Raw genomic sequence first — 16,028 nt, 5'->3', positions numbered from 1 at the left:
CGGTCGGCGGATCCGGCTGCCCCGCCGATCGTTTCTCCGGCGGGAAAATCCGCCGTTTTGGCGCTTACAGCCAGCCTGACTTCTTCAACTTCTGATACAGGAAAATACAGCCGACGGCGGTCGCCCCCAGCGTGGCGTGATAGGCCCACGGGAATTTCAACTCCGGCATGTCGGCGAAGTTCATGCCGTACAGGCTGAAGATCACCGTCGGGATAGCCAAAATCGCCCCCCAACCCGCCAGCCGTTTCACCACTTCGTTTTGTTTGACCGTCACCAGCGCCAGGTTGACGTGCATGGCGTTGGTCAGCATTTCGCGCATGTCGTCGATGTTGCTGACCACCTGATGCGCGTGATCCTGCACGTCGCGCACGTAGGCGCGCAGCTCTTTCGGGATCACCTCTTCGTGCAGGCGAATCAGCTGGTTGCAGATTTCATCCATCGGCAGCGCGGCGTTGCGCAGCGCCAGCAGGTGGCGGCGCAGGGTATAGACGTTCTCGATCGCCGCCTGATCGAACTCCGACTGGAACATGTTGGCTTCGATGTTCTCGATGGTGCTCTCGAAGCGCGTCACCACGCTGCGGTAGTTATCCACCACGAAGTCCAACACCGAATAGAGGGCGAAGCCCGGCCCGCGGCACATCTGCTTGTGGTTCTCTTCCGCTTTGGCGCGGATCGGCGCGTAACTGGGCGAGGCGCCGTGGCGCACCGTCACCAGAAAGTTTTTGCCGACGAAGAAGTGGGTTTCGCCGTATTCGATTTCGTCGTGCTCGCCCCACTGCGCGGTTTTCACCACGATGAACAGCGAGTCGCCGTAGGTCTCCAGCTTCGGCCGCTGGTGCGCGCACAGCGCGTCTTCGATCGCCAAATCGTGCAGGCCGAACTCCTCCTGCACCTTGCGCATAAACGCCGGCTCCGGCTGTCGCAACCCCAGCCAGACGAAGGTGTCCGGCTGTTTGACCACCTCGCTGATATCGTCGATGGTCACTTCGCCCAGCCGTTGGCCGGCTTTGTACGCCACACAGTTCACCACCATGCTTTTGCTGTCCATCTGTCCATCCATCAATCAGTCAGGGTTTTGGTAAGAAAATAGCACTCGTGTTCCACCGGATACTCTTTCAGCGTCATTTGCAACTGATAGCCGAGCTTTTCGTAGAACGGCCGCGCCTGGAAGCTGAAGGTGTCGAGACGGGCGTAGCGGCAGCCGCGCGCCTGCGCCTCGTGCTCGGCGGCGCGCATCAGCCGGCCGCCGAGGCCGCTGCCGCGCTGGGTATCCGCCACCCACAGCCACTCGACGCTCAGCCAGTTGCCCCAGGTTTCGGCGGTCAGGCCGCCGATCACCGTGCCGGCTTCGTCGCGCGCATAGACGCTGAGCGGCTTGCGGTGGCTGGCGTCGATATGCGGCAGGTTGTAAGCGCGCAGGCCTTGCCTGATCGCATCGAGGGTATGTTCGTCAATCGCGTCGGTAACGGTAATGTCCATTTTTCCTCCTGGGTTATGGATTAACTTAAGCACACTGCGGCTAAAAGGCAACCCGTTGAAATGTAATGTAAACACCCATTCCGATGGGCTGGGCTACACTAAACGGGTCATTTCATCTTCAGGAGGACGCCATGCCCCGATTGACTCTGCTGGCCGGTTTGCTGCTGTGCAGCGGCCTGCTGCACGCCGCGCCGACGGTCAGCCAATTGCAGGACGGCCTGGAACACCCGTGGTCGCTGGCCTTCTTGCCGGCGGAACAAGGCCTGCTTATCACCGAACGGCCCGGCCGGCTGCGGCTGTGGCAGCAAGGCAAAGGCCTGTCGCCGCCGATCGCCGGCGTGCCGCAGGTCTACGCCGAAGGACAGGGCGGCCTGCTGGAGGTGTTGCCGGCGCCCGACTTCGCCGCCAGCCGCCGGGTGTACCTGAGCTTCGCCGAATCGGGCGAGGGCGGCAAAGCCGGCACGGCGGTCGGCTATGGCCGCCTGAGTGACGACGGCGCGCGGCTGGAAAACTTTAAGGTGATCTTCCGTCAGCAGCCCAAGCTGTCGGTCGGCAATCACTTTGGCGGCAAGCTGGCGTTCGATCGGCAGGGCTACCTGTTTATCGCGCTGGGCGAAAACAACCAGCGGCCGACGGCGCAGGAGACCGACAAGCTGCAGGGCAAGCTGGTGCGGCTGACCGCCGAGGGCGCGATACCACCGGATAATCCCTGGGTCAGCCAGGCAGGTAAACGCCCGGAGGTCTGGTCTTATGGCCACCGCAATCCGCAAGGGCTGGCGTTGAACCCGTGGAGCGGCGCGATCTGGGAACACGAGCACGGCCCGCGCGGCGGCGATGAGCTCAATATCCCGCTGCCGGGTAAAAACTACGGCTGGCCGCTGGCCACCTACGGCATCAACTATTCCGGCCAGCCGATCCCGGAGGCCAAAGGGGAGCGGGTGCCCGGCACCGAACAACCGCTGCACTATTGGCGGGTTTCGCCCGGCCTCAGCGGCATGGCGTTCTATGACGGGCAGCGTTTCCCCGCCTGGCGTCACTCGCTGTTCATCGGCGCGCTGGCGCAAAAGGCACTGATTCGCCTGACGCTGGAGGGTGACAAAGTGGTGGCGGAAGAACGGCTGCTGGGCGATCGCGGCGAACGCATCCGCGAGGTGCGCAGCGGGCCGGATGGCTATTTGTATCTGCTGACGGACGAACGGGACGGCAAGCTGCTGAAGGTCGGGGCGTCGTAACGCCCCGAACGCGTCAGGTGAGCTCGCTCATCACGCCGCGCTGATAGGCCGGGCGAGCGCGCAGCTGCTGATACCAGCGCTCCATGTTCGGCCGCGGGCGGCGGGCGATCGGCATCTCGAACCAGCCGTAGGCGAAGCTGCCGAGCGGGATATCGCCGAAGCCGAATGCGTCGCCGGAGAGGTAAGGCTGGTGCGCCAGCGTCTGTTCAATGACGTCGAAGTGCTTTTCCAGCGTGGCGATCGCCGCTTCGATTTTCGCCATGTCGCGTTGCTCCGGCGCGGTGCGGATCAGGCCCCAAAAGACGATGGTGAAGGCCGGAACGATGGTCGAGGTGGTCCAGTCCATCCATTTCTCGGCGGCGGCGCGCACCTGCAGATCTTGCGGATAGAACGCCGCATCGCCGAATTTCGCCGCCAGGTAGCGCACGATGGTGTTGGACTCCCACAGCACGAAGTCATCGTCCTGCAGCAGCGGCACCAGGCCGTTCGGGTTCAACGCGCGGTAACTCTCTTCGTTGACCTTGCCGAACGCGCCGCCGGCGTTGATGTGGGTATAGCTCAGCCCCAGTTCGGCGGCGCACCACAGCACCTTCCTGACGTTGTTCGAATTCTCACGACCCCAAATGGTCAGCATGGGATAACTCCGTTAGCGGATTAAAGACCCTTAATACCTACGCCACAATGCGCTTTTTGTCACACCGCAGGGCATTTTTTGTCTGCCGATCAACGCTCCCAGCGGCACACTTCCCAGCCGCGCTCCGCCGCCAGCGCGCTCAACTCGCTGTCGGGGTTGATCACCGTGGCGCTGTCGACGAATTGCAGCATCGCCTTGTCGTTGAGGGAGTCGCTGTAGCCGTGGCTGTGCTCGAACTTCAGGTGCGGATGCTGCGCCAGCCAGTGTTGCAGGCGGATCACCTTGCCCTGTTGGTAGGTCATGGTGCCGTAGGTGTGGCCGGTGAAGCGGCCGTCGCTGATTTCCACGCCGATCGCCAGCGCATCGTCGGCGCCGAGCTGTTCGGCGATCGGCGCCACCAGGTGTTCGCCGGTGGCGGAGATCACCAGGATGCAGTCGCCGCGTTCGCGGTGCCACTGCAGGCGTTCACGGGCGGCGGGATAGACGCGCGGCAGGATGTCGCGCCGGATGTAGCGTTGCACCCAGCCGGCCACGGTTTGCACGCTCAGGCCGGTCAGCGGCGCCAGCGTGGCCTGCATGTAGTCCTCCATCGACAGCTTGCCCTGATAATAGAGCTGCATCAGCTGCTGCTCCTGCAGTTCCAGCTCCGCCGGCGCGAAGCCCTGGCCGACCAGCCAGCGGATCCACAGGCTGGCGCTGTCATCGTCAATCAGGGTTTCATCCAGGTCGAATAAGGCTAAATCCATCAGTATTTCTCCGGCAGGCAGGGTATGAGGTCGTTTACAGGATAGCGGATAGCGCACGTCGCCAGCCAGCGGCGTCGGCGAAATTGCGCAGAGCATAAGAAACATTGATGACGGTTTTGCGACAGTTTGTTGAACGTTTGCATAACTTAGAACGCAACAATATTGGCCGTCCCGGCGAGCGCGATGGTAACTATGGGGCAAATGCAGCTACCCGCCAGGGAGTGACAATGTTGATTATTCGCCTGTACGGCAGCCCGATCGTGATCGGGGAAGAAGAGGAACCGCATGATGACGCACCTGACGACGTTGAAGACGTTGCCGCTGCTGGATCTTTCGCAGCTTGACGGCGATGCGCGCCAGCGGCGCGCCTTTCTCGACGATTTGCGCGTGGCGGCCCGCGACGTCGGTTTTTTCTTTCTGCGCGGGCACGGCGTGGACGGCGCGTTGAATGCGCGACTGCAGCACGCCGCGCGGCAATTTTTCGCCCTGCCGGAAGCCGACAAGCTGGCGGTGCAGATGGTGCATTCGCCGCACTTTCGCGGTTACAACCGGGCGGCGGCGGAGCTCACGCGCGGGCAGCCTGACTGGCGCGAACAGTTCGATATCGGCGCCGAACGCCCGGCGCTGACGCTGGCTGATGACACGCCGCGCTGGGCGCGTCTGCAGGGGCCAAATCAGTGGCCGGCGGCGCTGCCGGCGCTGAAACCGCTGCTGCTGGAGTGGCAACAGGCGATGACCGCCATGTCGCTGCGGCTGCTGCGCGCTTTCGCTTTGGCGCTGTCGCTGCCGGAGCAGGCGTTCGATCGCTTGTACGGCGAGAAACCCAACGAGCACATCAAACTGATCCGCTATCCGGGGCGGGACGCCACCGGCAGCGCACAGGGTGTCGGCGCGCACAAGGACTCCGGGTTTCTCAGCTTCCTGCTGCAGGACGCGCAAAAAGGGCTGCAGGTGGAGGTGAGTGAAGGGCGGTGGATCGACGCCCAACCGCGTGAAGACACTTTCGTGGTGAACATCGGCGAGCTGCTGGAACTGGCGACCAACGGCTATCTGCGCGCCACGGTGCACCGGGTGGAAACGCCGCCGGCGGGGTGCGACAGGCTGTCGATCGCGTTCTTCCTCGGCGCACGGCTGGATGCGGTGGTGCCGCTGTATCAATTGCCGCCGCAGTTGGCGGCGCAGGCGCGCGGCCCGGCCAGCGATCCGCTCAACCCGTTGCTGCGCGACGTGGGGTATAACTACCTGAAAGGCCGCATCCGCTCCCATCCCGATGTGGCGCACCGTTTTTATCAGGACGTCATCGGCGTCTGAACGACGGGCGTAAAAAAGCCCGGCGCGCCGGCCGGGCTGATCGTGCGCTGATGCGGCGATTATTCCGCCAGCGCCTGCTGCAGATCGGCGATCAGATCTTCCACATCCTCTATCCCCACCGACAGGCGCACCAGCTGCGGCGTGATGCCGGTTGCCAGGCGCTGTTCCAGCGGAATGGAGGCGTGCGTCATGCTGAACGGCTGGCTGATCAGGCTTTCTACGCCGCCCAGGCTTTCCGCCAGGGTGAACAGGCGCGAACGCTGGATGACCCGGCGCGCATAGGCGTCGTCGCCTTTCAACCGTACCGAGATCATGCCGCCGAAGCGCGTCATCTGGCGTGCCGCCAGCGCATGCTGCGGATGGCTCGGCAGGCCGGGGTAGTAGACGTTTTCCACCTGCGGCTGGCTCTCCAGCCACTGGGCGATGCGCAGCGCGCTGTCGCTGTGGCGCTGCATGCGCAGGGCCAGAGTGCGAATGCCGCGCAGCGTCAGGAAGCTGCTGAACGGATCGAGAATGCCGCCGACGGCGTTTTGCAGGAAACCGAGCTGTTCCGCCAGCGCCGGGTTATCCCCCACCGCCGCGACGCCGGCCACCACGTCGGAGTGGCCGTTGAGGTATTTGGTGGCGGAGTGCACCACCACGTCAAAGCCCAGATCCAGCGGACGCTGCAGATACGGCGAGGCGAAGGTATTGTCCGCCACGCTGATAAGCTGATGCTTTTTAGCGATCGCGGCGATGGCGCTCAGATCCGCCAGTTTCAGCAAGGGGTTGGTCGGGGTTTCCACCCAGATCATTTTGGTATCCGGCTCGATCGCCTGTTCCAGCCCGGCGAGATCCGCCGGCGCCACGTAAGTCACGCGCAGGCCGGCGGTGCGGCTGCGCACTTTTTCCAGCAGGCGATAGGTGCCGCCGTACAGGTCGTCCACCGCGATCAGGTGGCTGTCTTTATCGAGCAGCTCCAGCACCGTGGAGCAGGCCGCCAGGCCGGAGGCGAAGGCGTAACCGCGGCTGCCGCCTTCCAGTTCGGCGATGGCGCTTTCCAGCGCGGTGCGCGTCGGGTTGGCGCTGCGGGAATATTCATAGCCGGTATGTTCGCCCGGCGCCGGTTGGGCGTAGGTGGAGGTGGCGTAAATCGCCGGCATCACTGCGCCGGTCGCGTCCGGGGTGTAACCGGCGTGAACGGTCAACGTATCAAACTTGGCCATAATGGGTCCTTATTAACGTAATTTTTGGCGCCAGGCGTTAAGCACGTCTGTGCGGGTAATCAGGCCGAGGAAGCGCTCGCCGTCGAGCACCACCGCGACGTGGCCATGGTTGAAGGTGGCCTGTAATTCCTCGTAGCCGGCTTCCTTTTGCAGCGTATGGACCTGTTTGGTCATCGCGCTGCCGGCCGTCAGGCTGAAGTGGGTGGCGTCGGCCTGGACGGCGTTCAGCAGATCCCACTCATCGATCAGACCGACCACCCGATCGCCTTCCAGCACCGGCAGCTGAGAGATGTCGTACAGCCGCATGCGGGCGTGCACGATCGCCAACGTATCGTCCGGCGCGGCGGAAACGGCGGCGCCTTCGTCGTGGCGGTAGGCGATCAGATCGCGCAGATCGCCGTGCTGCGGTTTGCTCAGCAGACCCTGTTCCAGCATCCAGTGGTCGTTATACATTTTAGACAGGTATTTGTTGCCGCTGTCGCAGACGAAGGTCACCACCCGCTTGGGTTCGGTTTGCGCGCGGCAATAACGCAGGGCGGCGGCCAGCAGGGTGCCGGTGGAGGAGCCCGCTAGCACGCCTTCCTTACGCAGCAGCTCGCGCGCGGTGGTGAAGGCTTCGGCGTCGCCGATGCGGTAAGCATTGCGGACCTGGTCAAAGTCGCTGAGCGGCGGGACGAAGTCTTCGCCGATGCCTTCCACCAGCCAGCTGCCCGCTTCGCCGATGTGGCCGTTGTCGAGATAGTCCGCCAGTATTGAACCCGCAGGGTCGGCCAGCACGAATTCCGTCTGCGGCGAAACCTCGGCGAAATAGTGGCTCAGCCCGCCCAGCGTGCCGCCGGAGCCGACGCCGACCACGATGGCGTCCACGTCATGCTCCATTTGCCGCCACAGTTCGGGCGCGGTGGTGGTGGTATGGGCCGCCGGATTGGCCGGGTTGTTGAACTGATCGATATAAAAGGCGCCGGGGATCTCCCCGGCCAGACGTTTGGCGTAATCCTGATAGTAAGCCGGATGCCCTTTGCCGACGTCCGAGCGGGTCAGCAGCACTTCCACGCCCAGCGCGCGCAGGTGGAAGATCTTCTCGCGGCTCATCTTGTCTGGCACCACCAGCAGCAGCTTATAGCCTTTCAGCGCCGCCACCAGCGCCAACCCCAGGCCGGTATTGCCGGCGGTGGCTTCGATGATGGTGCCGCCCGGCTGCAGTTTGCCGTCGCGCTCGGCCTGTTCGATCATCGACAGCGCCACGCGGTCTTTGATCGAACCGCCGGGATTCTGGTTCTCCAGCTTGACGAACAGCCGGCATGGGCCGGTATCGAACTGGGTCAGTTCCAGCATCGGGGTATTGCCAATCATCTCGATGACGGAATGGGGGATTGCCATGACTCATCTCCAGGATTATTCGGTATAAAAGTCTTTGTGCGGATGATAGCGCTGAGGATAAGCGCTTTAAAAAGAACAAATAACGGTTCTATATGCCATTATGGAATATATTAATCTTTTTTAGACGTATGGATGCGCAGATGTTTAGCGGTGCAGATGCTTGGCCGTGTAGCCGTGGGTGGATGCAAAAATGCGCGTCGCGATGCTTTTTTGAACGATAAGCGGGGGGCTGCGTACAGTTATGTAAAAATGCTGAAAATTCACGCTAAACCCTGCAAAAATAAGATAAATCACATAAACTCACAGCAAGGGCATTTTCGGTGCGTTGTGTTACCCGCTACGGGCGCCGCAAGGGGTTGCGGCCGGCACGCGCGCACCGGGCCACTCTCGCTGGTTGGCTTAAAACGTGAACATGTTTGAAAGTTAACGCTATTTCAATGGTTTTGAATGGACACTCTGGCGACGTCATGATGAAAAAAAACTTATCCACTTCCCTGAAAAAACTGACCTTCAGCGTAGGCATCCTGTTGCTGGCCGCCCCGGCCGTGCACGCGGCTGAGCCGCCGGCGCCGCCGCAGGTAGACGCCAAGGCCTTCATTCTGATGGACTACAACAGCGGCAAGGTGCTGACCGAAGGCAATGCCGACACCCGTCTCGATCCCGCCAGCCTGACCAAGATCATGTCCAGCTACGTGATCGGCCAGGCGATCAAGGCCGGCAAGATCAAGCCGGAAGACATGGTCACCGTCGGCAAAGATGCCTGGGCGCCGGGTAACCCGGCGCTGCGCGGTTCTTCGCTGATGTTTATCAAGCCCGGCGATCAGGTGCCGGTGCTGGAACTGAATAAAGGCATCGTGATCCAGTCTGGCAACGACGCCAGCATCGCGCTGGCGGACTACGTGGCGGGCAGCCAGGATTCGTTCGTCGGCCTGATGAACAACTACGCCAAATCTCTGGGGCTGCAGAATACCCACTTCCTGACGGTGCATGGTCTGGATGCGGAAGGGCAGTACAGCACCGCGCGCGACATGGCGCTGTTGAGTCAGGCGCTGATCCGCGACGTGCCGGACGAATACGCGCTGCATAAAGAGAAAGAGTTCACCTTTAACAAGATCCGCCAGATTAACCGCAACCGTCTGCTGTGGAGCAGCAACCTGAACGTCGACGGCATCAAGACCGGTTACACCAGCGGCGCCGGCCACAACCTGGTGGCGTCCGCCACCGACGGCCCGATGCGTCTGATCTCGGTAGTTTTAGGCGCGCCGAGCGATCGCGTGCGCTTTAGCGAGAGCGAAAAGCTGCTGACCTGGGGCTTCCGCTTCTATGAAACCGCGACGCCGATCAAGGCCGATAAGCCGTTCGTCACCCAGAAAGTGTGGTTCGGCGACGTCAGCGAAGTGCCGCTCGGCGTGGCGAAAGACGCTTCGGTCACCATTCCGAAAGGGCAGATGAAAAACCTGAAGGCCAGCTACAAGCTGACCCAACCGACGCTGGAGGCACCGCTGGCGAAAAACCAGGTGGTCGGCACCATCGATTTCCAGCTGGACGGCAAGACCATCGAGCAGCACCCGCTGGTGGCGATGCAAGAGGTGAAAGAGGGCAACTTCTTCAGCCGCATCTGGGATATGGTGATGATGAAGCTGAGCCAGTGGTTCGGCGGGATCTTCGGCTGAATAGCCTGATGTGGGAGCGCCCCGGGCGCACCATCCTCGACCAAGCCGCAACGGAGACGTTGCGGCTTTTTTTATTTTCAGTATCCATGGCGTTTCAGAAATAGTCCACCAGCATGGTAGCTCCGCTGGAAAAGTCACCTTCCGCCAGGGTGACGGCGCTGTTTTTCACCGGCACCGCATCAAGCGTCGGCGGATTGGCGTAGTCGATGTTCAGCGGCGTATTGATGGCGAAAGCCTTGCCGTTGGCCAGCAGTTTGATGCCCAGCCCATTGACGCTGCTGTTCAACACGCTGCTGTCAAAGGCCGCCGCGCTGCCCATGATCTTCATTTTCAACTGGCGGCTGTTATCCAGAAACTCACACTTGATGCTGTAATCGATGCGTTGCATATAGCGATTACCGTCGATACGTTTGATGCCGACCTTGCCGAAGTCGATATCGATGGTGCGCCCGTCGTTGATCACGCAAGGCGGAGGCGCCACCACGGTGGCGGTGATACTGACCTTGGTGCCCTGGTCGGCGGCCTGGGGGGCGGCGCTGATCACACCCAGCGTAAACAGCAGAGCGCAGCGCGTTTTCCTCATCATGTTCATTCGGGTTCCCGTCTCAAGGTGCGCTGAAGATCAGCGTGGCCGAGCCTGACATCGGACCGGTGGCAATACTGGTGTAAGGCACATTGTTCTTCACTGGCACAAAGGTGACGGTGTCGTTGCCCAGCCCGTTGACGATGCGCGTTCTGAACGTATTGTTGGGTTTCACCACCGCGCCATTGTGCACCATGGCTACGCCGACATTAGGATTGGAGGTCTTGATGAAATCGCTGGAGAAGCCGCTGGCATCGCTGACCATGCGAACCAAAATGTCTTGTGTCGCGCTCTGATCGTCACAGCGGTAGCTGAGCGCCTTGTCCTGTTTGAGTTGGGCGTTGCTGGCGCTCTGCGTGAGGAAGTCCTGGCGGATCTGCCCAAAGTCGACGTTAATCTGCTGGCCGTTGTTGATAGTGCAACTGGTGGTGACGAAGTAGGCGTCGTTGTCGGCGATCAGGCGCCACCGGTAAGGCCCACACTTTGGGCAACCTGACTGGTCATTTTTTTGTTCAAAGTTGATTTGGCCGATGACGTCGCCCTTGTTCACCTTGATATCCTGCGTCGGCGAACGGTTGAGCACGATGTAAACCCTGATGGAAATGCTGGCACTGTTTAGGCCGGTAATCGTCATCACCTGGATACCCGATTGGATCGGGGATAAGTAGTCGGTGCCGTTGATTGTCATGCCGTTGGCAAGCGTACCGAAAATGGCGGTGTTCATCGACAACGCCGGGCTGCCGGTGAGTAAAATATCTTTCCAGCTGGCGACGTCGTTTTTACAGGTCACCTGACTGACGTTGACGATTTCATTTTTCCCGATGGACAATTCAGGGCCTATCTTTACCCTGACGTCGACCGGCGTCATTGAACCACCCTGACCAATGCTCCCGCCGTCGGAGGTTTTACAGGTAAATGCATTGGCGTTACCAATGAGTACGAAGAAAGATAATGCCAGGCAGTGTTGTAAAAATAGGATGGTTGTTTTTCTCACAATAATATCCCGATTATATAGTGTCATTTGGTTAGGTGCCGCCATGAAATAGGGCTAATTAGGCTGACTGTGCCGGCGTTATTCCGTTAAACGAGAATAAGGCGCATCTATTCCTGGTATTTCCTTGTTTCCAGCTGGCAGTAGGGCAGTGGGGTACCACCTCAACGAGTTGTTGATGGAGCCGTCCGTTACGAGCACTTCTTGTTTGGCGACGAGCTCCAACAGCAGTAGCCGGGCGCGGTAAACACCGACGTTGACGGCGTTGGCCAGTTGCCGGGTAGACAACCACAGATGCTGAGGTGGCAGTCCGGTGTCGGGACATTGACGGGGCGACTGCGCGAATAATGTTTGCAGCAGATCGTGCTGCAATTGCCGTATTTCCTTTTGTTTTGGAGATAACGCTTCCATAGCACTTCCTCTGTATTTCGATTGCTGTATTCCTAAGAAAAAACAAAGTTTCACTGCCTACCAATAACGAGGTAAATCGCGAATCAAGAAAAATCCTATCTATTTATCAGGATTGAAAAAAAGGGGTTTCCCACTCCGTTCTTACCTGTTTGCAGGCTGGGGGAGTGTCACGCAGAAACCTAAAGTTTTGGTTTATTATATTCACAAAGAGCCGCTTTGCGATCTGATTAATTGTGAAACAGAGAAAAACAGGATATTGCACTATAAAAGTATTTTTTACGATCTATGAGCCTAAAAATAACACTAAATTAACTTTAATTAGGAAATAAATTGCGAATGTTCGTCTTGATCAAAAAAAGACTTTTTTTGCTGGTGGGCATTTGCCAGAATATTCATCGCCAGACAAGAAGGGCGGGTTAGAAAGTATTGGTCTCTGCTTGTTGTGATTTCGTTTATTTTTATATGACGAGTTCATTAATGGGTAGGCCGCTGCAGACTTGCCGTTATCGACGTGTTTATTGTCGGTATTTTTGGGTTTTGGCAGTTAACCAACCAGCAAGATGCTAAAGAATCAGGGCTGCGCATATATAAGCGCGAGCAGATTTCCTGTTGCTCTTTTTCTTGATTGGAATATGCATTTTTTCTTATAAGGAATATAGGTTCTATGAAACTTAACAAAATCATGATGGCTGCAGTGATTGCATTTGGCGCAAGTTCTTTTGCACAGGCAGCCGATCAGGGACACGGTAAAGTGACCTTCACGGGTTCTATTATTGATGCGCCATGCTCTATTGCACCCGAGTCTATCGATCAGACCGTAGATCTGGGCCAGGTTTCTAACGTGGCGTTGAAAAACGGCGGCAAATCCAACCCGCGTCCGTTTGAAATCAAGCTGGAGCAGTGTGATACCACTACGCTGAAAACCGTTAAAACCACCTTCAGCGGCATTGCATCGTCAACCAACAAGGATCTGTTGGGTATCGCGGGGACCGCCAGCGGCGCCGGCGTAGCAATCACTTATGGCGGCCAGCCGATCAAACTGGGTCAGGCGACTGCGGCACAGACGCTGAATACTGGCAACAACAGCCTGAACTTCGCCGCTTACCTGCAGGGTGAAGGCGCTTCCGCAGCCATCGTTCCGGGCGATTTCACCGCCGTAGCCGACTTCACTCTGGCTTATCAGTAAGTGAGACAGCAGGCTTAATCAACCAGGCATGGGGTACGCCGCATGCCTGGTGACTCTCTGTGTCAAAGGAATGTCGCGATGTTTTTTTCAAGGAATCGAGCGGGTGCCGTTCTTTTGGCGTCGTTGGCGTTTGCGCCCGGCAGTGCAATTTCCGCCGCACAGGGGTGGGGCAAAGTCAGTATGCACGGCGCCATTATCGACACTGCCTGCGCCATTGCCGCCGGCAGCCGCGATCAGACTATCGATATGGACACTCTTCCTATCGGACAGATCATTCGTGACGGCCAGGGGATGACTAAACCTTTCAGTATTGAATTGGTTAATTGCATTTTGGAACGTCCGGAAAACAAGCCTGATTGGAAATTCTTTCAGGTCACGTTTGACGGTTTGGCGGAAGGCGTTTTGTTTGGCGTACAGGGCGATGCGCGCGGCATCGCATTGAAGATAAAAGACAGCCGCGGCAGGCCGGTTATTCCAGGGGAGCCATTGCCGATGGAGGGAATAATACCGGGGAGCCGAGTGCTGAATTATTCCATGACGTTAATGCCGAATCACCAGCCGTTGAAGGTGGGAGCGTATTTTTCCACAGTGCGTTTTAAGCTGGATTATTTTTGATTTTTTCTCGTACTGACGGTTAATTCGTTATTGAAAGGACTTTATTATGCTTTCACCGGCAGGGAAGTTATTTCGTCTTCAGGCCTTGGGGCTCTGTGTCGCCCTTTCTCTGGGAAATCCGATCGCGTTGGTTTATGCCGCCGACGTTATTCAATTCAATACTGACGTCTTGGACATCAACGATCGTAAAAATATCGATCTGAGCCAGTTTACGCGCAGCGGCTACATCATGCCGGGCGTTTATACCATGGTGGTGCACGTCAATAAGAACGACCTGCCGGAACAGCCGGTGACGTTTATGGCGCCCGAGAACGATCCTAAAGGCAGCGAAGCCTGTCTTTCGCCGGAGTTGGTCAACCAACTGGGGCTGAAAGAAAAACTGTTGAGCACGTTGAACTGGACGCACGGCGGCCGTTGCCTTAACGCCTCCAGCCTGGCTGGGATGGAAGCCCGCGGCGATCTTGCCAGCTCCTCGCTGTACCTCAATATTCCTCAGGCCTATCTGGAATACAGCTCGGAAAACTGGGACCCGCCTTCGCGCTGGGATGACGGTATTCCCGGGCTGCTGTTTGACTATAACGTCAATGCTCAAACGCAAAAACATCAGAAAGGCGGCAGCAGTTATAGCCTGAGCGGCAACGGCACCGGCGGCGCCAATCTGGGCGCCTGGCGTCTACGCGCCGATTGGCAGGCTAATCTCAACCATCAGACCGGTTCTTCTCAGTCGACCGACAAACAGTTCGACTGGAGCCGCTATTACGCCTATCGGGCTATTCCGGCGCTGCGCTCGCGGCTGACGATGGGGGAGGATTATCTGAACTCCGACATTTTCGACAGCCTGCGTTTTACCGGCGTCAGTCTGCGATCCGACGACAGCATGTTGCCGCCCAACCTGCGCGGCTATGCGCCGGAAGTGACGGGCGTGGCGAAAACCAACGCCAAGGTGGTGGTCAGCCAACAGGGGCGCGTGCTGTATGAGACGCAGGTGGCGGCGGGGCCATTCCGCATTCAGGACATCAACGACGCGGTTTCCGGCGAGCTGGACGTACGCGTCGAAGAGCAAGACGGCAGCGTGCAGGAGTTCAAGATGAACACCGCCAACATCCCTTATCTGACGCGACCGGGTACGGTGCGTTACAAGCTGGCGACGGGCAAGCCGTCGGAATGGGGGCATCACCTGCGCGGGCCGATGTTCGGCACCGGTGAGTTCTCCTGGGGCATCAGCAACGGCTGGTCGCTGTACGGCGGGGGCATCGCCGGCGGCGATTACAACGCGCTGTCGCTGGGGATCGGGCGCGATCTGATGGCGCTGGGGGCGTTGTCGTTCGATGCCACGCAGTCGCGTGCGCGCTTGCCGCAGGAGGGCGCTCTGACCGGCGGTTCGTACCGGTTGAGCTATTCGAAGAACTTCGACCAGTACGACAGCCAGATCACCTTCGCCGGCTACCGCTTCTCCCAGGAGGACTTCATGAGCATGGGGGACTACCTCGATGCGCGTTACGAAGGAGGACGCAGCGGCAAGAGCAAGGAAATGTACACCATCACCTTCAACAAACAGTTCCGCGATCTGGGGTTGAGCACCTATCTCAACTACAGCCACCAAACCTACTGGGATCGGGCGCCGAACGATCGTTACAACCTGATGGTATCGCGCTACTTCGATATCGGCGATTTCAAGAGCGTCAGCGTGTCGCTGTCGGCCTACCGCAACCGCTATAACGAACGCAATGACGACGGGATGTATCTGTCGCTGTCGCTGCCCTGGGGCAGCGCGGGCACGCTCAGTTACAACATGACGCTCGATCGCGAAGAGAACGCCCACCGGGTCGGTTACTACAACCGGGTCGATGAACACAACAACTATCAGATCAGCGCCGGCGCCGCACGCAGCGGGGCGACGGCCAGCGGCTATTACAGCCATCAGGGCGATATGGCGCAGATCAACGCCAACGCGAGCTACCAGGCCGGCCGCTATAGCGCCGTCGGCATCGGCGCGCAGGGCGGCCTGACGATGGCGGCGGAAGGGGCGGTGCTGCACCGTGTCAATACGCCGGGCGGCACACGCTTGCTGCTCGATACCGAAGGCGTCGCCGGCGTGCCGGTACGCGGCTACGGCAGTACGGTGCTGACCAACCGTTACGGCAAAGCGGTGGTGGCGGATGTAAACAGCTACTACCGCAATAAGGCCAGCATTGATCTCAACAGCCTGAGCGACAACGTCGAGGCGACGCGTTCCGTGGTGCAGGCCACGTTGACCGAGGGAGCCATCGGCTACCGCAAGTTTGAGGTGATTGCCGGCGAGAAGGCGATGGCGATCGTCAAACTGGCGGACGGCAGCGAGCCTCCATTCGGCGCCACGGTGTTGAATGCCCGTAAACAGGAGACCGGCATCATCAATGACGGCGGCAGCGTTTACCTGTCCGGCCTCAACCCCGGCGAGCGCATGAGCGTGCATTGGAACGGCGCGGCGCAGTGTGAAATCCAGCTGCCGGCGCCGTTGCCGGCCGAAATGCTGATGAACACGCTGCTGCTGCCTTGCCGTCCTCTTGCCGGCAACAAGCCGGCGGCTGACGCCAACTGAC

16 protein-coding genes are annotated in these 16,028 nt (G+C 59.3%); 7 read left to right on the top strand and 9 right to left on the bottom strand.

Going from position 1 to position 16,028, the window contains the following annotated elements; translation table 11 throughout:
- Nucleotides 1-64 precede the first annotated feature (64 nt).
- Nucleotides 65-1,048, bottom strand: a complete 984-nt coding sequence (locus tag ACJ8KE_RS09975; RefSeq protein ID WP_015377262.1) for a magnesium and cobalt transport protein CorA — start codon at nucleotides 1,046-1,048, stop codon at nucleotides 65-67.
- Nucleotides 1,049-1,059: 11 nt separating this feature from the next.
- The gene (locus ACJ8KE_RS09970; RefSeq protein WP_016928392.1) at nucleotides 1,060-1,479 is read right to left on the bottom strand and encodes a GNAT family N-acetyltransferase; all 420 of its coding nucleotides are present in this window, start codon (nucleotides 1,477-1,479) and stop codon (nucleotides 1,060-1,062) included.
- Between the two features lie 131 nt (nucleotides 1,480-1,610).
- Between ACJ8KE_RS09970 and ACJ8KE_RS09965 the strand changes: the two genes are divergently transcribed.
- A complete protein-coding gene (locus tag ACJ8KE_RS09965) occupies nucleotides 1,611-2,711 on the top strand; it encodes a PQQ-dependent sugar dehydrogenase (RefSeq protein WP_305179052.1) in 1,101 nt (366 codons plus the stop codon).
- Between the two features lie 13 nt (nucleotides 2,712-2,724).
- Here ACJ8KE_RS09965 and ACJ8KE_RS09960 read toward each other — a convergent pair whose 3' ends face one another.
- Nucleotides 2,725-3,345 (bottom strand): glutathione S-transferase family protein, encoded by a 621-nt coding sequence (locus tag ACJ8KE_RS09960; protein ID WP_016928390.1) that lies wholly within the window; start codon nucleotides 3,343-3,345, stop codon nucleotides 2,725-2,727.
- Between the two features lie 89 nt (nucleotides 3,346-3,434).
- Nucleotides 3,435-4,091 (bottom strand): HAD family hydrolase, encoded by a 657-nt coding sequence (locus tag ACJ8KE_RS09955; protein ID WP_016928389.1) that lies wholly within the window; start codon nucleotides 4,089-4,091, stop codon nucleotides 3,435-3,437.
- Between the two features lie 107 nt (nucleotides 4,092-4,198).
- On the opposite strand from ACJ8KE_RS09955, the gene ACJ8KE_RS09950 reads away from it, so the two are divergent.
- Together ACJ8KE_RS09950 and ACJ8KE_RS09945 are read left to right on the top strand one after the other, a co-directional pair.
- Nucleotides 4,199-4,435: a hypothetical protein gene (locus tag ACJ8KE_RS09950; protein WP_102025903.1), complete on the top strand. Its 237-nt coding sequence runs from the start codon at nucleotides 4,199-4,201 to the stop codon at nucleotides 4,433-4,435.
- The gene (locus ACJ8KE_RS09945) at nucleotides 4,380-5,402 is read left to right on the top strand and encodes an isopenicillin N synthase family dioxygenase (RefSeq protein WP_274985468.1); all 1,023 of its coding nucleotides are present in this window, start codon (nucleotides 4,380-4,382) and stop codon (nucleotides 5,400-5,402) included. The genes ACJ8KE_RS09950 and ACJ8KE_RS09945 overlap by 56 nt, the downstream gene beginning before the upstream one ends.
- Before the next feature lie 59 nt (nucleotides 5,403-5,461).
- Here the strand turns inward: ACJ8KE_RS09945 and ACJ8KE_RS09940 are convergent, their stop codons facing one another.
- A complete protein-coding gene (locus tag ACJ8KE_RS09940) occupies nucleotides 5,462-6,607 on the bottom strand; it encodes a trans-sulfuration enzyme family protein (protein WP_079450998.1) in 1,146 nt (381 codons plus the stop codon).
- 12 nt (nucleotides 6,608-6,619) lie between these two features.
- Nucleotides 6,620-7,987, bottom strand: coding sequence for a pyridoxal-phosphate dependent enzyme (locus ACJ8KE_RS09935; protein ID WP_033640842.1), 1,368 nt, complete (start codon nucleotides 7,985-7,987; stop codon nucleotides 6,620-6,622).
- 467 nt (nucleotides 7,988-8,454) lie between these two features.
- Between ACJ8KE_RS09935 and ACJ8KE_RS09930 the strand changes: the two genes are divergently transcribed.
- A complete protein-coding gene (locus ACJ8KE_RS09930) occupies nucleotides 8,455-9,660 on the top strand; it encodes a serine hydrolase (protein WP_015377270.1) in 1,206 nt (401 codons plus the stop codon).
- A gap of 94 nt (nucleotides 9,661-9,754) precedes the next feature.
- Here ACJ8KE_RS09930 and ACJ8KE_RS09925 read toward each other — a convergent pair whose 3' ends face one another.
- From ACJ8KE_RS09925 to ACJ8KE_RS09915, 3 genes are all read right to left on the bottom strand, one after another.
- Nucleotides 9,755-10,246, bottom strand: coding sequence for a fimbrial protein (locus tag ACJ8KE_RS09925; protein ID WP_228009660.1), 492 nt, complete (start codon nucleotides 10,244-10,246; stop codon nucleotides 9,755-9,757).
- Nucleotides 10,247-10,265: 19 nt separating this feature from the next.
- Complete coding sequence (locus tag ACJ8KE_RS09920; RefSeq protein ID WP_306376701.1) at nucleotides 10,266-11,237, bottom strand: fimbrial protein; 972 nt, start codon at nucleotides 11,235-11,237, stop codon at nucleotides 10,266-10,268.
- Nucleotides 11,238-11,315: 78 nt separating this feature from the next.
- Entirely contained in the window at nucleotides 11,316-11,645 is a 330-nt protein-coding gene (locus ACJ8KE_RS09915; protein WP_016928383.1) for a hypothetical protein, read from the bottom strand.
- Nucleotides 11,646-12,309: 664 nt separating this feature from the next.
- Between ACJ8KE_RS09915 and ACJ8KE_RS09910 the strand changes: the two genes are divergently transcribed.
- The 3 genes from ACJ8KE_RS09910 to ACJ8KE_RS09900 all read left to right on the top strand — a co-directional run bounded on the left by ACJ8KE_RS09910 (nucleotide 12,310) and on the right by ACJ8KE_RS09900 (nucleotide 16,027).
- Nucleotides 12,310-12,831 carry a fimbrial protein gene (locus ACJ8KE_RS09910; RefSeq protein WP_004938731.1) on the top strand — a complete coding sequence of 174 codons (522 nt, stop codon included), beginning with the start codon at nucleotides 12,310-12,312 and terminating at the stop codon, nucleotides 12,829-12,831.
- Nucleotides 12,832-12,909: 78 nt separating this feature from the next.
- Nucleotides 12,910-13,446, top strand: coding sequence for a fimbrial protein (locus ACJ8KE_RS09905; RefSeq protein ID WP_016928382.1), 537 nt, complete (start codon nucleotides 12,910-12,912; stop codon nucleotides 13,444-13,446).
- 46 nt (nucleotides 13,447-13,492) lie between these two features.
- Nucleotides 13,493-16,027 carry an outer membrane usher protein gene (locus tag ACJ8KE_RS09900; RefSeq protein ID WP_075205891.1) on the top strand — a complete coding sequence of 845 codons (2,535 nt, stop codon included), beginning with the start codon at nucleotides 13,493-13,495 and terminating at the stop codon, nucleotides 16,025-16,027.
- Nucleotide 16,028 lies beyond the last annotated feature (1 nt).

This window comes from Serratia sp. CY56464 (genome assembly GCF_052168435.1).
In the GTDB taxonomy this organism is placed as follows: domain Bacteria; phylum Pseudomonadota; class Gammaproteobacteria; order Enterobacterales; family Enterobacteriaceae; genus Serratia; species Serratia marcescens.
Note: the sequence above shows the minus strand (reverse complement) of the source record. Positions and strands in the feature narration are given on the sequence as shown.

What these genes read in the sequence shown, in the direction of transcription:
- ACJ8KE_RS09935 (WP_033640842.1), bottom strand. Translation starts at nt 7,987, where the DNA reads ATGGCAATCCCCCATTCCGTCATCGAGATGATTGGCAATACCCCGATG.
- ACJ8KE_RS09915 (WP_016928383.1), bottom strand. Translation starts at nt 11,645, where the DNA reads ATGGAAGCGTTATCTCCAAAACAAAAGGAAATACGGCAATTGCAGCAC.
- ACJ8KE_RS09955 (WP_016928389.1), bottom strand. Translation starts at nt 4,091, where the DNA reads ATGGATTTAGCCTTATTCGACCTGGATGAAACCCTGATTGACGATGAC.
- ACJ8KE_RS09940 (WP_079450998.1), bottom strand. Translation starts at nt 6,607, where the DNA reads ATGGCCAAGTTTGATACGTTGACCGTTCACGCCGGTTACACCCCGGAC.
- ACJ8KE_RS09975 (WP_015377262.1), bottom strand. Translation starts at nt 1,048, where the DNA reads ATGGACAGCAAAAGCATGGTGGTGAACTGTGTGGCGTACAAAGCCGGC.
- ACJ8KE_RS09900 (WP_075205891.1), top strand. Translation starts at nt 13,493, where the DNA reads ATGCTTTCACCGGCAGGGAAGTTATTTCGTCTTCAGGCCTTGGGGCTC.
- ACJ8KE_RS09965 (WP_305179052.1), top strand. Translation starts at nt 1,611, where the DNA reads ATGCCCCGATTGACTCTGCTGGCCGGTTTGCTGCTGTGCAGCGGCCTG.
- ACJ8KE_RS09950 (WP_102025903.1), top strand. Translation starts at nt 4,199, where the DNA reads ATGACGGTTTTGCGACAGTTTGTTGAACGTTTGCATAACTTAGAACGC.
- ACJ8KE_RS09930 (WP_015377270.1), top strand. Translation starts at nt 8,455, where the DNA reads ATGATGAAAAAAAACTTATCCACTTCCCTGAAAAAACTGACCTTCAGC.
- ACJ8KE_RS09970 (WP_016928392.1), bottom strand. Translation starts at nt 1,479, where the DNA reads ATGGACATTACCGTTACCGACGCGATTGACGAACATACCCTCGATGCG.
- ACJ8KE_RS09925 (WP_228009660.1), bottom strand. Translation starts at nt 10,246, where the DNA reads ATGATGAGGAAAACGCGCTGCGCTCTGCTGTTTACGCTGGGTGTGATC.
- ACJ8KE_RS09945 (WP_274985468.1), top strand. Translation starts at nt 4,380, where the DNA reads ATGACGCACCTGACGACGTTGAAGACGTTGCCGCTGCTGGATCTTTCG.
- ACJ8KE_RS09910 (WP_004938731.1), top strand. Translation starts at nt 12,310, where the DNA reads ATGAAACTTAACAAAATCATGATGGCTGCAGTGATTGCATTTGGCGCA.
- ACJ8KE_RS09905 (WP_016928382.1), top strand. Translation starts at nt 12,910, where the DNA reads ATGTTTTTTTCAAGGAATCGAGCGGGTGCCGTTCTTTTGGCGTCGTTG.
- ACJ8KE_RS09960 (WP_016928390.1), bottom strand. Translation starts at nt 3,345, where the DNA reads ATGCTGACCATTTGGGGTCGTGAGAATTCGAACAACGTCAGGAAGGTG.